Genomic DNA, 15,917 nt, shown 5'->3' with positions numbered 1-15,917 from the left:
CCCAACGAGGTAGGTGAAAATCACGCTCTGAATACTGGAGAGTGATTATGGAAGACCAAAATAAGACTGAAGATGAGCAAGGCTTTCGCCTTTCGCGGCGAAGTGTCCTGAAGTCAGGCTCTTTACTCCTGACCCTACCCTTTGTTTCGCTTAAATCCCATTCTGCTTAGGCTGCCGAAACCATCCCGGATCCTGCGCCTGCATCCGCTGAAAAAGTCGTACCCACCTGCAGCACCTTTGACTGTGGCGGGAAATGCGATATTCGGGCGCATGTCTCGGACGGTGTCGTCACCCGCATTACTACCCGTCCTGATAACGAGCTGGATGCCGACATGCCCATCATGCGCGCCTGCGTTCGTGGCCGCGGATACCGTAAATTTGTCTATCATCCCGACCGGCTTAAATATCCGATGAAGCGCGTGGGTAAACGTGGTGAAGGGAAGTTTGAGCGCATCTCCTGGGATGAAGCCACGACCCTGATTGCGGATAACCTCAAGCGCATCACGGCGAAATACGGCCCGGAATCGCGGTTTATGCATAACAACACCGCCACCAGCGGCGGGGCGTTTTCTGGCGACGGCATGATGAAGCGTCTGCTGAATCTGACCGGGGGTTATCTCTCTTACTACCACTCGGTCAGCCTCGGCAATACCGTGGCGGCCACGCCTTACACCTATGGCATCGCGGCCAGCGGAAACTCGCTTGATACGCTCAAGGACACCCCGCTGGTGATCCTCTGGGGGCACAACCCTACCGAGACGATTTTCGGGCATACCAACCACTATTTTCAGCAGATGAAGCAAAACGGCACCCGCTTTATCGTCGTTGATCCGCGCTATTCCGATACCGTCTCTTCCCTGGCTGACCAGTGGATCCCGTTGCTGCCAACCACCGACAATGCCCTGATGGACGCGATGATGTACGTCATCATCAGCGAGAATCTGCACGATAAAAACTTTATCGCCCGCCATACGCTGGGCTTTGATGAACAGTCGATGCCAGAAGGCGTTCCGGCCAATGAGTCGCTGATCTCCTATCTGATGGGGACGAAAGACGGGGTCGTTAAAACGCCGGAATGGGCAGAAAAAATCACCCACGTTCCGGCGCAGACGATTCGCCAGCTGGCGCGCGACTACGCCACCTCCAAACCGGCTGCCCTGATCCAGGGTTGGGGTCCGCAGCGACATAACTGCGGTGAAAGAACCGCGCGCGGATCGACGCTGCTTGCCACACTCACCGGTAACGTCGGCGTGACGGGCGGCTGGGCCGCGGGTTACGGCGGATGCGCCAACCGCAAATTCACCACCGGGACCGAAACCCTGGAAAACCCGGTGAAGGAGAGCATCTCCATCATGAACTGGGTTCAGGCCGCTGATGATGCGAGCCAGGTGAAACCCGAGGATGGACTCAAGGGCGCGGAAAAACTGAAAAGTAACATCCGCATTCTGTTCTCTCTGGCGGGGAACTATCTGGCGAACCAGAACCCGGATGTGAATCAGACGGTGAAAGTGCTCGAGGACGAATCGAAAATCGAGTTTATTGTCGTGAGCGATCTCTACATGAGCCCGAGCGCGAAGTATGCCGACCTGCTGCTGCCCGAAACCAGCTTTATGGAACGCTGGAACATTGGCGAAACCTGGGGGACGGCAAACTATTTGATCCTCTCCGAAAAACTGATTGAGCCTGAATTTGAGCGTCGCAGCGATTATGCCTGGCAGCGTGAAGTGGCGGCGAAACTTGGCGTTGAAGCTGAATTCAGCCAGGGGCGCGATGAGAAAGGGTGGATCGAACACATCTGGGAGAACACGCGCCAGTCGATGCCGGACGAAAAACTCCCGACCTTTGCCGAGCTGCAAGTGACCCGCCGCCATCTTTTCAAAAGCGCGCCGTGGGTGGCCTTTGAAGAGAATATCCGCGATCCCGACAATCATCCTTTCCCGACGCCGTCCGGCAAAATCGAGATCTTTTCGAAGCGCCTCTACGACATGAACCATCCGGAAATCCCGGCGCTGTCCCACTATGTGCCCGCCCACGAAGGACCGGAAGATCCGCTGGCGAAGCAGTATCCGTTACAGCTGATCACCTGGAAAGGCAAAAACCGCGCGAACTCCACTCAGTACGCCAACCCGTGGCTGCAGGAAGTGCAGACGCAAAAACTGTGGATTAACCCGCTGGATGCTGAGCAACGCGGAGTCCAGCAAGGTGACAAGGTGCGGATTCATAACGATCGCGGCGTGAGCCTGGTCGAGGCGAACGTTACGCCACGGATTATCCCGGGCGTGGTGGCGATGCAGGCAGGCGCCTGGTGGCAGCCCGATGCGCAAGGCGTCGACCACGGCGGATGCGCCAACGTACTCAGCTCAACGCGGATCACCGCGCTGGCGAAAGGGAATTCACATCAAACCATGCTGGTGGAGGTAGCGAAGCATGAGTCAGTTTAAGGAATACGCACCCGTAAGCGATAAACAGCTGGGGTTCTTTATCGATTCCTCCCGCTGTTCAGGCTGCAAAGCCTGCCAGGTGGCGTGCAAGGATAAAAATAATCTGGACGTCGGGCGCCGTTTTCGTCGGGTTTACGAAGTGACGGGCGGCGGGTTCATGCCGACGGGCCAGGGCGGCGTGCAGAACAATGTCTTCGCCTACACCCTCTCCATCTCCTGCAATCATTGCGCCGATCCTATATGTACGAAGAACTGCCCCACCACCGCCATGCACAAAAGGCCTGGCGACGGCATTGTACGCGTCAACACTGACAAGTGTGTGGGCTGCGGTTATTGCGCCTGGTCTTGCCCTTATGGCGCACCTCAACTCAACGCGCAAACCGGGCAAATGTCGAAGTGCGATTTTTGCGTGGATCTCCAGGCGCAGGGCGAACAGCCGATCTGCGTCGCGACCTGTCCGCTGGGAGCCATCCAGTTTGGCCCGATCGACGAGTTACGCAAAAAATTCGGCCATCTTTGCGATGTGAACGGATTGCCCGATTCGGCGATCACCCAGCCTAGCCTGGTGATCAAAGCGCATCAGGGTGCAGAGAAAAAGGAGAAACCTCATGCATGAGTGGCCGCTGTTAATCTTTACCCTGCTACTGCAGGGGGCCGTCGGGCTGACGCTCTTTCTGACCCTGAACCTGTGGTCGGGCAGCACGCCGCGTTATTCCACTCGGCTGTCGACGGAACGGCCGCAACTGCCGATCTTTATCGTCTGCGTCATGGCCGGACTGGGCCTGCTGGCATCGGTATTCCATCTGGGATATCCGCTTAACGCCTTCAACGCCCTGCGCCATTTCAACAGTTCGTGGCTGAGTCGTGAGATCGTATTTGCCAGCCTGTTCCTGGCCTTCGCCGGGTTGGGCTTTTTGGCCTCGCTGATGAAAGGATCGCTCTGGAAGGGGTTGATGCCGCTGGCGCTGCTGCTGGGGCTGATCGACGTGTATTGCATGAGCCAGATCTACATGCATACCTCGGTGATCACCTGGATGCATGCCAATACTCTGGTGATGTTTTATGGGTCGGTAGCCATTGTCGGCGCGGTGGTGGCCAGTGTGCTGCTGCCCCTGCGTAATAGCTCGCTTGCCCGCGGGATGATGGCGCTGGTAGTGGTAGCCGTTCTGGTTCGGCTGCTGACGCAAATTCCTTATATGTCGTGGCTGTCCGGGGCCGGACTGAGTGACGCGCTGATGTTCCCGCATCAGCCGCTGGAGGCGTTCAAAACCACCGCTGAGCTGCGTTTGTGGGGCTGGTCGCTCTCCGTCGTCGGTGCGCTGGCCTTTGCCTGCGGCGCACTTCGCTCTCGCCAGGTGTGGCTGTACGCCGGTGGCGCATTATTGCTGATAGCCGAAGTTCTGCTGCGCTTTGCGTTCTTTAGCATTCACTGATGCTGCGTTTCGCTTTAGCTGACTCCCCACCGCCACCCGCGGTGGGCGAGTCATGTTTACGCCGCTCGCTTCGACGTGCAACCTGCCGCGCCTGCGTGGACAATTGCCCGGCAGATGCGCTGACGGTAACAGGCGAGGGCGCAGCGCTTAACGACGAACTGTGCCTGCGCTGTGGCCGTTGTCTGTTTGTCTGCCCCGTGGGAGCCATTGCGCACCTTGAACCTCCCCGAAGGCACACTCTCGCTCAACGGCTGATCGCGCCCTTCACGGCCATTGCGCCTGACATCAACGAACTCCTGCTGTGGCATGTTCAACATCATATTCGCGGTGTGGATATCGATCTGGATGAACATCCTCACTGGGGCCTCGCTATCGCGGCGCTCAATCTTAAGCTGCGCGAACTGGACGAACCCGCGTGGCAGATTTTTCCGCCGCAGCTAGCATCTCTCGATCGCGGACGCCGCCGTTTGTCAGGCGTGGAGAAAGGCGTTTCTGTGGAGGTGGAGCCGCTCTCGAAGGCTTTTCCGCAGTATCAACAGTTTACGCTGCAGCTCGATCCTGAACGGTGTGTCGCCTGCGCGGCGTGCAGCCGGGTCTGTTCCCCGAAGGCGTTAGTGCTAGAGGCGGGAGCCTTTGCCCTCGACGCCCGGCAGTGCACCGGCTGCAAAGCGTGCGAGGCGGTCTGTCCGGTTGATGCCATACGCATTGTGCCTGAAACGCGCAAAGCCGGGGCGATCGTTCACCCCTTGTTTGAGACCTCCTGCCTGGCGTGCTCCCGCCCGTTTTATGCCTGGCATCCGCAGACCTCCCTGTGTCCGATTTGCCGCCAGCATCATCACGGGATGCGGTGACAACTCCGATACATTTGCTGTGCTTATGTATCTCGTTTTTGTTTTACCGCCAATGGGATATGCTTGATCAGATGTTCCTTCCGTAAAGAGCTCCGAATGATTCTGATAATTTATGCGCATCCTTATCCGCAACACTCGCATGCGAATAAGCGAATGCTCGATCAAGTCAGGGAAATTGACGGCGTAGAAATACGCTCCCTCTATCAACTCTATCCCGATTTCAACATCGATATTGCCGCCGAACAGGAGGCGATTGCCCGCGCGGATCTGATCGTCTGGCAGCACCCGATGCAGTGGTACAGCACGCCGCCGCTGCTCAAACTGTGGATCGACAAAGTCTTCTCCCACGGCTGGGCCTACGGGCATAACGGTCACGCGCTGAAAGGCAAAAGCCTGATGTGGGCCGTTACCACTGGCGGCGGGGAAAGTCATTTCGATATTGGCGAACATCCGGGATTTGAGGTGCTGTCTCAGCCATTGCAGGCGACGGCGGTGTACTGCGGATTGCAGTGGCTGCCGCCTTTCGCCATGCACTGCACCTTTGTCTGCGATGACGAAACCTTGCAGGCGCAGGCCCGTCACTACAAACAACGTCTACTCGACTGGCAGGAGCACCACCATGGATAGCCATACGCTGATACAGGCATTGATCTACCTGGGTGCGGCCGCGCTGATCGTTCCGGTGGCGGTGCGCCTGGGCCTGGGCTCGGTGCTCGGGTATTTGATCGCCGGTTGCGCCATCGGCCCGTGGGGGCTGGGGCTGGTCACTGACGCCGAGTCTATTCTGCATTTTGCCGAAATCGGCGTGGTGCTGATGCTGTTTGTCATTGGTCTGGAGCTCGACCCGCAGCGTCTGTGGAAACTGCGCGCCTCGGTGTTTGGCGGCGGGGCGTTGCAGATGATCGCCTGCGGCGCGCTGCTGGGCGGATTCTGTATTCTGCTCGGGATGGACTGGAAGGTCGCCGAGCTGATCGGCATGACTCTTGCGCTCTCCTCGACGGCGATTGCCATGCAGGCGATGAATGAGCGCAACCTGACGGTGTCCCAGATGGGGCGCAGTACCTTCTCCGTTTTGCTGTTCCAGGATATCGCCGCGATTCCGCTGGTGGCGATGATCCCGCTGCTGGCGGCGAGCGGTTCGTCCACTACGCTGGGGGCCTTCGCCCTGTCGGCGCTGAAAGTGGCGGGCGCGCTGGCGCTGGTGATCCTGTTGGGCCGGTATGTGACGCGTCCGCTGCTGCGATTTGTCGCGCGCTCCGGTCTGCGGGAAGTGTTCAGCGCCGTGGCCCTGTTCCTGGTCTTCGGCTTTGGTCTGCTGCTCGAAGAGGCCGGTCTGTCGATGGCGATGGGCGCATTTCTCGCGGGCGTGCTGCTCGCCAGCTCCGAATACCGTCATGCGCTGGAAAGCGATATCGAACCCTTTAAGGGCCTGCTGCTGGGGCTGTTCTTTATCGGCGTCGGGATGTCCATCGACTTTGGCACGCTGGTGACGCACCCGCTGCGCATTCTGATCCTGCTGGTCGGTTTCCTGGTCATTAAAATGGGCATGCTGTGGCTGATCGCCCGCCCGCTGAATGTGCCGAATAAACAGCGCCGCTGGTTTGCGGTTTTGCTGGGGCAGGGGAGTGAATTTGCCTTCGTGGTGTTTGGTGCGGCGCAGATGGCGAACGTGCTCGACGCCGAGTGGGCGAAGGCGCTGACCCTGGCGGTGGCGCTGTCGATGGCGGCCACGCCGATTTTACTGGTGCTGCTTACGCGTCTGGAGCAATCCGGCAGCGGGCAGGATCGCGAAGCGGATGAGATTGACGAAGAACAGCCGCGGGTCATCATCGCCGGGTTTGGCCGCTTCGGACAGATCACCGGCCGCTTGCTGCTCTCCAGCGGGGTGAAAATGGTCATTCTGGATCACGATCCTGACCACATTGAAACTCTGCGTAAATTTGGCATGAAGGTCTTTTACGGCGATGCGACGCGCGTCGATCTGCTGGAATCCGCCGGGGCGGCGAAAGCCGAGGTGCTGATTAACGCGATTGACGATCCGCAGGCCAGCCTCCAACTGGCTGAGCTGGCGATGGAGCATTTCCCGAACCTGAAAATCATCTCCCGTGCGCGCGATGTGGACCACTACATCAAGCTGCGTCAGGCCGGGGTGGAAGCGCCGGAGCGTGAAACCTTCGAAGGGGCGCTGAAGTCCGGGCGCATGGCGCTGGAAGGATTAGGGCTGGGTGCCTATGAAGCGCGCGAGCGGGCCGATCTGTTCCGCCGGTTTAACACCGGGATGGTCGAAGAGATGGTGGAGATGGCCGAAGAGGATGCGACGTCCCGCGCTGCGGTAGTGAAACGCACCAGCGCGATGCTGACGGAGATCATCAATGAGGATCGAAATCATCTGTCGTTGACTCAGCGTCACGGCTGGCAGGGCACGGAAGAGGGCAAACATACCGGCGATCCTAAGGATGAACCGGAGAGTAAACCTCTGGCGTGAAGTGGAGTTGCCAGCAATATTGAAATATTTCCCGTTCTTTACTCTGCCGCCAGTCGACGAAAGATTAAGCTTTCCGTATAGTGGCGGCAATTTTTTGCATCCGGGAAATTTTCAATGATCAGTCTGATTGCAGCGCTGGCGGTAGACCGCGTTATCGGTATGGAAAACGCCATGCCGTGGAACCTGCCTGCCGATCTCGCATGGTTTAAACGTACCACGCTTAACAAGCCGGTAGTGATGGGCCGCCTGACCTGGGAGTCAATCGGTCGACCGTTGCCGGGTCGTAAGAACATCGTTATCAGTAGCCAGCCAGGTACCGACGATCGCGTTGAATGGGTAAAATCTGTCGACGATGCGATTGCCGCCTGCGGCGACGCGGAAGAGATTATGGTGATTGGTGGGGGCCGTGTTTACGAGCAGTTCCTGCCAAAAGCGCAGAAGCTCTATTTGACCCACATTGACGCAGAAGTGGAAGGGGACACGCATTTCCCGGACTACGATCCTGACGAGTGGGAATCTGTGTTCAGCGAATTCCACGACGCTGACGCACAGAACTCGCACAGCTACTGCTTCGAAGTGTTAGAGCGTCGTTAAGGCGAAGCCGCCATTTGGCATTCGTGCGGTGAGTTTGCCTGATGGCGCTTCGCTTATCAGGCCTACGAAGGACCATCTTTAAGAACGTAGGCCGGATAAGGCGAAGCCGCCATTCGGCATTCGTGCGGTAAGTTTGCCTGATGGCGCTTCGCTTATCAGGCCTACGAAGGGCCATCTTTAAGAACGTAGGCCGGATAAGGCGAAGCCGCCATCCGGCACTTGTGCGGTGAGTTTGCCTGATGGCGCTTCGCTTATCAGGCCTACGAAAGACCATCTAAGAACGTAGGCCGCCATCCGGCAATGACATCAGGAGGTAACCGCCTCGCCATCCCCTAACTCAAGATGCCGGTTCGACGGCTGAACAAAATACGTCTTATCTTCCCAGCGCAGACAGGTTAAATCCCCGCCCCAGCAGCATCCCGTATCCAGCCCGTAAATATTTTCTGGTGTGCCTTTGCCTTCGAGCGACGCCCAGTGGCCAAACACCACGCTGTACTCATCCGTTACCGGGCCAGGAATGGCAAACCACGGCTTCAGCGGCGCAGGAGCGTTTTCCGGCGTGTCTTTGCAGTACATATCCAGCTGACCGTTCGGGAAGCAGTAGCGCATGCGGGTAAAGGCATTGGTGACGAAGCGCAGGCGCGCGAGACCGCTCAGCTCCGGGCTCCAGTTGTTCGGCATATCGCCGTACATCGCATCGAGGAAGAACGGATAGGAGTCGCTCGCCAGCACCGCTTCGACGTCGCGCGCGCACTCTTTGGCGGTCTGCAGATCCCACTGCGGCGTGATCCCGGCGTGGGCCATCACCAGCTTCTTCTCTTCGTCGACCTGCAGCAGCGGCTGACGACGCAGCCAGTTGAGCAGCTCGTCGGCGTCTGGTGCTTCCAGCAGCGGCGTGATCCTGTCTTTCGGCTTGTTGCGACTGATGCCGGCAAACACCGCCAGCAGATGCAGATCGTGATTACCCAGCACCACGCGCACGCTGTCGCCCAGCGATTTAACGAAGCGCAAGACGTCCAGTGAGCCCGGCCCGCGCGCCACTAAATCGCCCGTCAGCCAGAGGGTGTCTTGTCCAGGCGTAAAATCGACCTGTTTTAGCAATGCGATCAGTTCATCGTAGCAACCGTGAACGTCGCCAATGAGATATGTAGACATATTTTTAATGAATGAAAGTAGGAACGGCGAGACGGAAAACAGGAACAGCAATACGGAAGGTATTGCCGTCTGGATCGACCATTTCGTAATGGCCCTGCATGGTGCCCATCGGTGTCTCTATGACGGCACCGCTGGTGTACTGAAACTCTTCGCCAGGGGCGATGTGGGGCTGTTCGCCGACCACACCTTCCCCCTGGACTTCAATTTCACGGCCATTGCCGTTGGTGATAAGCCAGTAGCGCCCGAGCAGTTGCACAGGCATCCGCCCCAGATTGCGAATGGTCACGGTGTAAGCAAAAACAAAACGTTCTTCGTCCGGCGTGGACTGAGACTCGATATAGACACTTTGCACCTGAACACATACGCGGGGCGAATCAATCATGGCTTAGCTCTCCTTTGGCGGTGCGTTGTCGCTGATGTAGTTAGCCAACTTACAGTACTGCTCAACGGAAATGTTTTCCGCACGCATCGCTGGATCGATACCTAATTCGGTCAGCACTTCGACGGTAAACGAGTTACCCAGGCTGTTACGAATCGTTTTACGACGCTGGTTAAAGGCCTCAGTGGTGATGCGGCTCAGCACACGCAGCTCTTTAACCGGATACGGCATCACGGCGTGTGGCACCAGACGCACGACCGCTGAATCCACTTTTGGCGCTGGCGTAAACGCCGTTGGCGGCACTTCCAGCACCGGGATAATCTGGCAATAGTATTGCGCCATGACGCTCAATCGACCATACGCTTTACTGTTCGGCCCTGCAACCAGTCGGTTGACGACCTCTTTTTGCAGCATGAAGTGCATGTCGGCAATGGCATCAGTATAGCTAAACAGATGGAACATCAGCGGCGTGGAGATGTTATACGGCAGGTTGCCGAACACGCGCAGCGGCTGGCCCAGCTTCTCGGACAGCTCGGCGAAGTTCATGGTCATGGCGTCCTGCTGATAAATCGTCAGCTTAGGACCAAGGAACGGATGCGTTTGCAGACGAGCGGCCAGATCGCGGTCCAGCTCGATAACCGTCATTTCGTCGAGGCGTTCACCCACAGGCTCCGTCAGCGCCGCAAGGCCCGGACCGATTTCGACCATCGCCTGGCCTTTCTGTGGATTAATGGCGGAGACGATGCTTTCGATAACGAACTGATCGTTAAGGAAGTTTTGCCCGAAGCGTTTGCGGGCTAAGTGGCCCTGATGGACTCTAGTATTCATTGAGTATTAACAATCATTTTGATGGCGAGATTAAGCGCCGTAATAAAACTGCCGACATCCGCCTGGCCTTTTCCTGCCAGATCCAGCGCAGTGCCGTGGTCCACGGACGTTCGAATAAAGGGTAAACCGAGCGTGATGTTCACGGCGCGGCCAAATCCCTGGTATTTTAGCACGGGCAGGCCCTGATCGTGGTACATCGCGAGCACCGCATCCGCGTTATCGAGATATTTAGCCTGGAAAAGGGTATCAGCAGGCAGCGGCCCGCTAAGATTCATCCCTTTGCCGCGCATCTCTTCCAGCACCGGAATGATGGTATCGATCTCTTCCGTGCCCATATGCCCGCCTTCGCCCGCATGCGGGTTCAGCCCGCAGACCAGAATATGCGGTGCCTTAATGCCGAATTTGGTTTGCAGGTCGTGATGCAAAATGGTGATGATTTCGCGCAGCAGGTCTGGCGTGATCGCCTCTGAAATGGCTTTCAGTGGTAAATGGGTCGTCACCAGCGCAACGCGCAACTCTTCTGTTGCCAGCATCATTACCACGTTGTCGCTGTGGGAACGCTCTTCAAAGAACTCCGTATGGCCGGTAAAAGGCACACCCGCGTCGTTAATCACGCCTTTATGCACTGGCCCGGTAATCAACGCGGCAAATTCACCGCTCAGGCAACCATCGCAGGCGCGCGCCAGCGTCTCGACAACGTAGTGACCGTTTTCGGTACTGAGCAGACCGGGCGTGACAGGAGCGCGAAGGGGAACCGGAAGAATCGTTAATGTGCCCGCCGTTTGCGGAACAGGTGTTTGGCTGGCGTCGTAGTGCAGGAGCGTTAAAGGCAGACCGAGCCATTCAGCCCGGTCTTTTAACAGTGTTTCATCAGCGCAGACAACCAGTTCCACCGGCCAGCTCTGCTGTGCGAGCTGGACGACGAGGTCAGGACCAATCCCGGCGGGTTCGCCGGGAGTGATGACAACACGTTGTGGTTTCATTAGTTGCTCAGGATTTTCACGTAAGCACTGGCGCGTTGTTCCTGCATCCAGGTCGCCGCTTCTTCAGAGAACTTACGGTTGAACAGCATACGGTAAGCGCGGTCTTTCTGCGCCGCATCGGTTTTATCCACGTTGCGGGTATCCATCAGCTCGATCAAGTGCCAGCCGAAGGAGGAGTGAACCGGCGCGCTCATCTGGCCTTTGTTCAGCTTCATCAGCGCATCGCGGAAGGCCGGATCGTAGATATCCGCTGCCGCCCAGCCCAGATCGCCGCCCTGGTTTGCAGAGCCTGGATCCTGAGAGAACTCTTTCGCGGCATTGGCGAACGAGGTTTTACCGCTCTTAATGTCCGCAGCAATCTGCTCCAGTTTCACGCGCGCCTGATCGTCAGTCATGATCGGAGACGGCTTCAGCAGGATGTGACGAGCGTGAACTTCGGTCACAGAAATGCTCTGGCTCTGGCCGCGCATATCGTTCACTTTCAGAATGTGGAAGCCCACACCGGAACGGATTGGACCGATAATGTCGCCTTTCTTCGCCGTGCTTAGCGCCTGCGCAAAGATAGACGGCAGCTCCTGAATACGACCCCAGCCCATCTGGCCGCCTTTCAGCGCCTGCTGGTCTGCAGAGTAGCTGATCGCCAGTTTGCCGAAGTCACTGCCGTTACGCGCCTGATCCACGATAGAGCGCGCCTGACTTTCCGCTTCAGCCGCCTGATCGGAGGTTGGGTTTTCCGGGAGAGGAATCAGGATGTGGCTCAGGTTCAGCTCAGTGCTGGCATCGTTCTGACTGCCAACCTGCTTCGCCAGCTGATCCACTTCCTGTGGCAGGATAGTGACGCGACGACGCACTTCGTTGTTACGCACTTCAGAAATCAGCATCTCTTTGCGGATCTGATTCCGGTAGGTCGCGTAGCTGATGCCATCGTAAGCCAGACGGCTGCGCATCTGGTCGAGCGTCATGTTGTTCTGCTTGGAAATGTTAGCGATGGCCTCATCGAGCTGCTGATCGGTCACCTTCACACCCATTTTCTGACCCATCTGCAGCACAATCTGATCCATGATCAGACGTTCGAGGATCTGATGGCGCAGCGTGGCGTCATCGGGAAGTTGCTGACCTGCCTCGCCCGAATTGAGCTTCACAGATTGCATTAAACCAGTAACGTCGCTCTCAAGTACTACACCGTTGTTCACAACGGCGGCGACTTTATCAACAACCTGTGGCGCGGCATAGCTGGTGTTCGCAACCATAGCGATACCGAGCAGCAGCGTTTTCCAGTTCTTCATACTTTTTCCATTTCAATTAACCGCAAAGCGGATGGCGTTGTAAATCAAGCACATTACAAGGAACTACGATATGGCAGAATGTTCGAGCGCAGCATCTGCTGCGTGCCCAGGCCGTAGTTGGAGCTCAGGCCGCGCAGTTCGACATTGAAGCCAATGACGTTATCGTATTTGCTCTGATTATTCGTGGTATCCCAGCCGTTAAGCTTGCGTTCGTAACCGACGCGAAGCGCGTAACAGCAGGAGTTATATTGCAAGCCAACCATCTGATCCGCTGGCTTGCTGGTATTGGTGTCGAAGTAGTAAGCGCCCACAATGGACCAGCGATCGGCGATCGGCCAGCTTGCCGCACCACCGACCTGCGCAATACCGTCCTTGTACTGATCGGCGGTGGCGTAGTTTGGCAGCGTCGCCTGAATATATTCCGGGCTGGCGTAACGGTAGGTCAACTGCACCATCCGGTCCTCATCACGGCGATATTCAATGCTGGCGCTGCTGGTCGCGACATTATCCAGTCGTGTGTCGTACTGCAGACCACCGCGCAGACCCCAGCGATCGGTCATACGCCAGTAGGTATCGCCCGCCCACACCAGGGCACCCGTTTTGTTGTCTTTCTCCCAGTTAATGTTGTCATCACCGGTACGTGCTTCGGTGAAGTAGTAGATTTGACCAACAGAAACGTTAAAACGTTCAACCGCAGCATCATCATATACGCGAGTTGTCACACCGGTCGTGACCTGGTTCGCGGAGGCGATACGGTCAAGGCCACCATAAGTCCGATCGCGGAACAGGCCGCTATAGTCGGACTGGAGGAAAGAGGAGTCGTAGTTCTGGATTTTGCTTTGATCGCGATACGGCACATACAGGTACTGCATGCGCGGCTCCAGCGTCTGGGTATACCCGCTCGCCAGATTCATATCACGTTCGAAAATCAGCTTGCCATCCATTTTGAACTGCGGCAGCACGCGGTTAACGGACTCTTCGAGATCGGTGCCGTAACGGGCGTTATACGTGTCCAGATTCTTCTGCTGATAATGGGTCGCCATCATCTTGGCTTCGGTGTTCAGACTCGCCCAGTCGTTAGATAAAGGCAGGTTGATCGTCGGCTCAAGGTGCACACGCGTGGCTTCCGGCATGTCGGAGCTGGTGTTCACGAAGTGCACTGCCTGACCATAGACGCGAGTGTCAAACGGACCGACGTCATTCTGATACCAGTTCACGTCCAGCTGCGGCTCGGCGCCGTAGGTGCTACGCGTCTGGTTGCTGAAGACCTGGAACTGCTTGGTCGATACCGTGGCGTTAAAGTTCTGGATGGCATAACCGACGCTGAATTTCTGCGTCGCATAGCCGTCAGTACTGGAACCGTACTTAGAATCGAAATCATTAAAATAGTAAGGGTCGCTGACTTTGGTGTAGTCGACGTTGAAGCGCCACACCTGATCCATCACGCCCGCATGCTGCCAGTAGTATAACCAGCGGTGGCGATCGCCCTCTGTTGGATGCTCGTCCTGGTACACCTTGTCAGATGGCAGATAATCCAGTTCCATCAAACCGGAACCCGCCTGAGTCAGATAGCGGAATTCGTTCTGCCACTGAATATTGCCGCGCTTATGGATGTAGTGCGGCGTAATGGTGGCGTCCATGTTGGGCGCGATGTTCCAGTAATACGGCAGGTAGAACTCAAAATAGTTCGAGGTGCTGTACTTGGCGTTCGGGATCAGGAAGCCTGAACGACGCTTGTCGCCAACCGGAAGCTGCAAATAGGGGCTGTAGAACACCGGCACCGGGCCGAGTTTGAAGCGCGCATTCCAGATCTCCGCCACTTCCTCTTCGCGGTCGTGGATCACTTCGCTCCCGACCACGCTCCAGGTATTGGAACCCGGCAGACAGGAAGTGAAGGAGCCGTTCTCCAGAATGGTGTAGCGGTTTTCGCCGCGCTGTTTCATCAGGTCCGCTTTACCGCGCCCCTGGCGACCCACCATCTGGTAATCACCTTCCCAGACGTTGGTATCTTTAGTATTCAGGTTTGCCCAGCCTTTCGGACCTTTCAGGATGACCTGATTGTCGTCATAGTGCACATTGCCCAGAGCATCCACCGTTCGGACCGGCTCAGCCGCGCCCTCGGGTTGCTTCTGATGCAGCTGAACTTCGTCCGCCTGCAGACGGCTGTTACCCTGGTTAATGTCGACATTACCCGTGAAGGTCGCGTTATCAGGGTAGTTCCCCTTCGCGTGGTCGGCATTAATCGTGACAGGCAAGTTATTGGTATCACCCTGCACCAGTGGGCGATCATAGCTTGGAATGCCCAGCATACATTGCGAGGCAAGATCGGCGGCCATGCCCTGTTGACTGTACAGAGCGGCGGCGATCATGGTGGCCAGGAGGGTGGGGATACGTTTTTTCATACGTTATATTTAGTGTTCCGTCATCAGTGGCTACGGCTTACAAACGCTCAGAGACTATCTTACTCATCTGCGCAGTGCCAGCGTTAATCCTGCCCGGTTACGAGTCAGAGTGTTAGGCTCGCTATCGAATGACGAGTATGATAATGCAAATTATAGGCGATGTCCCTCAATTGACCGTGGCTCGACCACTGAGATGATGGAGTTGCGTCGAGACCTGGAACATGACCATACGGGGAGTCTATGCAGTATTGGGGTAAAATCATTGGCGTGGCGTTCGCTTTATTGATGGGCGCAGGGTTCTGGGGCATCGTGCTGGGCCTCATTATCGGGCATATGTTTGATAAGGCGCGCAGCCGCAAAATGGCCTTCTTTGCCAACCAGCGCGAGCGTCAGGCACTCTTTTTCTCCACCACCTTTGAGGTGATGGGGCATTTAACCAAGTCGAAAGGGCGCGTTACCGAAGCGGACATTCAGATTGCCAGCGTGTTTATGGATCGCATGAGCCTGCACGGTGAGTCACGCGTTGCCGCGCAAAATGCGTTTCGTATCGGCAAGGCGGATAACTATCCCCTGCGCGAGAAAATGCGTCAGTTCCGCAGCATCTGTTTCGGCCGTTTTGACCTCATTCGGATGTTTCTCGAAATTCAGATCCAGGCGGCGTTTGCCGACGGTTCTCTGCATCCGAACGAACGCGACGTGTTGTATGTGATTGCCGAAGAGCTGGGCATTTCCCGCATGCAGTTCGACCAGTTCCTGCGCATGATGCAGGGCGGGGCGCAATTTGGCGGCGGCTATCAGCACCAGCAGCAGTCTGCGGGCGGCGGCTGGCAGCAGGCGCAGCGCGGTCCGACGCTGGAAGATGCCTGTAACGTGCTGGGCGTGAAAGCGACCGACGATGCGACCACCATCAAACGCGCCTATCGCAAGCTGATGAGCGAACATCACCCGGATAAACTGGTGGCCAAAGGGTTACCGCCGGAGATGATGGAGATGGCGAAGCAGAAAGCGCAGGAAATCCAGAAAGCGTACGAGCTCATTAAAGAGCAGAAGGGCTTTAAGTAATACGCGTTGGCCCGGCAA

Annotated in this window: 13 protein-coding genes and 1 pseudogene; 8 read left to right on the top strand and 6 right to left on the bottom strand. The window is 56.9% G+C overall.

Going from position 1 to position 15,917, the window contains the following annotated elements:
• The first annotated feature begins 47 nt into the window (after positions 1–47).
• The 7 genes and pseudogenes from QQF33_RS13525 (at position 48) to folA (ending at position 7,804) form a co-directional block, all read left to right on the top strand.
• A pseudogene (locus QQF33_RS13525) lies at positions 48–2,441 on the top strand (DMSO/selenate family reductase complex A subunit).
• Positions 2,428–3,057, top strand: a complete 630-nt coding sequence (locus QQF33_RS13520) for a DMSO/selenate family reductase complex B subunit (protein WP_285150640.1) — start codon at positions 2,428–2,430, stop codon at positions 3,055–3,057. Before QQF33_RS13525 ends, QQF33_RS13520 begins: the two are co-directional and overlap by 14 nt.
• Positions 3,050–3,874 (top strand): dimethyl sulfoxide reductase anchor subunit family protein, encoded by an 825-nt coding sequence (locus QQF33_RS13515; RefSeq protein WP_285150641.1) that lies wholly within the window; start codon positions 3,050–3,052, stop codon positions 3,872–3,874. The genes QQF33_RS13520 and QQF33_RS13515 overlap by 8 nt, the downstream gene beginning before the upstream one ends.
• Positions 3,874–4,725: a 4Fe-4S dicluster domain-containing protein gene (locus tag QQF33_RS13510; RefSeq protein WP_285146031.1), complete on the top strand. Its 852-nt coding sequence runs from the start codon at positions 3,874–3,876 to the stop codon at positions 4,723–4,725. The genes QQF33_RS13515 and QQF33_RS13510 overlap by 1 nt, the downstream gene beginning before the upstream one ends.
• 96 nt (positions 4,726–4,821) lie before the next feature.
• On the top strand, positions 4,822–5,352 hold the full coding sequence (gene kefF / locus QQF33_RS13505; protein ID WP_285146030.1) for a glutathione-regulated potassium-efflux system oxidoreductase KefF: 531 nt from the start codon (positions 4,822–4,824) through the stop codon (positions 5,350–5,352).
• The gene (gene kefC / locus QQF33_RS13500; RefSeq protein WP_285146029.1) at positions 5,345–7,210 is read left to right on the top strand and encodes a glutathione-regulated potassium-efflux system protein KefC; all 1,866 of its coding nucleotides are present in this window, start codon (positions 5,345–5,347) and stop codon (positions 7,208–7,210) included. Before kefF ends, kefC begins: the two co-directional genes overlap by 8 nt.
• Positions 7,211–7,324: 114 nt before the next feature.
• Positions 7,325–7,804: a type 3 dihydrofolate reductase gene (gene folA, locus QQF33_RS13495; protein ID WP_100777676.1), complete on the top strand. Its 480-nt coding sequence runs from the start codon at positions 7,325–7,327 to the stop codon at positions 7,802–7,804.
• A gap of 306 nt (positions 7,805–8,110) precedes the next feature.
• On the opposite strand, the gene apaH is transcribed toward folA, so the two are convergent.
• The 6 genes from apaH to lptD are packed head-to-tail and all read right to left on the bottom strand — an operon-like array spanning position 8,111 to position 14,837.
• Positions 8,111–8,959 carry a bis(5'-nucleosyl)-tetraphosphatase (symmetrical) ApaH gene (apaH, locus tag QQF33_RS13490; protein WP_285157960.1) on the bottom strand — a complete coding sequence of 283 codons (849 nt, stop codon included), beginning with the start codon at positions 8,957–8,959 and terminating at the stop codon, positions 8,111–8,113.
• A gap of 4 nt (positions 8,960–8,963) precedes the next feature.
• Positions 8,964–9,341, bottom strand: a complete 378-nt coding sequence (gene apaG / locus QQF33_RS13485) for a Co2+/Mg2+ efflux protein ApaG (RefSeq protein ID WP_282491613.1) — start codon at positions 9,339–9,341, stop codon at positions 8,964–8,966.
• A 3-nt stretch (positions 9,342–9,344) separates the two neighbouring features.
• A complete protein-coding gene (rsmA, locus tag QQF33_RS13480; RefSeq protein WP_285146026.1) occupies positions 9,345–10,166 on the bottom strand; it encodes a 16S rRNA (adenine(1518)-N(6)/adenine(1519)-N(6))-dimethyltransferase RsmA in 822 nt (273 codons plus the stop codon).
• The gene (pdxA, locus tag QQF33_RS13475; protein ID WP_285157959.1) at positions 10,163–11,149 is read right to left on the bottom strand and encodes a 4-hydroxythreonine-4-phosphate dehydrogenase PdxA; all 987 of its coding nucleotides are present in this window, start codon (positions 11,147–11,149) and stop codon (positions 10,163–10,165) included. Before pdxA ends, rsmA begins: the two co-directional genes overlap by 4 nt.
• On the bottom strand, positions 11,149–12,435 hold the full coding sequence (gene surA / locus QQF33_RS13470) for a peptidylprolyl isomerase SurA (protein WP_282491616.1): 1,287 nt from the start codon (positions 12,433–12,435) through the stop codon (positions 11,149–11,151). Before surA ends, pdxA begins: the two co-directional genes overlap by 1 nt.
• A 53-nt stretch (positions 12,436–12,488) precedes the next feature.
• Positions 12,489–14,837, bottom strand: coding sequence for an LPS assembly protein LptD (gene lptD / locus QQF33_RS13465; RefSeq protein WP_285157958.1), 2,349 nt, complete (start codon positions 14,835–14,837; stop codon positions 12,489–12,491).
• 240 nt (positions 14,838–15,077) lie between these two features.
• Here lptD and djlA point away from each other — a divergent pair, with 240 nt between their 5' ends.
• On the top strand, positions 15,078–15,899 hold the full coding sequence (gene djlA / locus QQF33_RS13460; RefSeq protein ID WP_282491619.1) for a co-chaperone DjlA: 822 nt from the start codon (positions 15,078–15,080) through the stop codon (positions 15,897–15,899).
• The last annotated feature ends 18 nt before the right edge of the window (positions 15,900–15,917 follow it).

Origin of the sequence: Lelliottia wanjuensis (assembly GCF_030238365.1) — a bacterium.
In the GTDB taxonomy this organism is placed as follows: domain Bacteria; phylum Pseudomonadota; class Gammaproteobacteria; order Enterobacterales; family Enterobacteriaceae; genus Enterobacter; species Enterobacter wanjuensis.
Note: the sequence above shows the minus strand (reverse complement) of the source record. Positions and strands in the feature narration are given on the sequence as shown.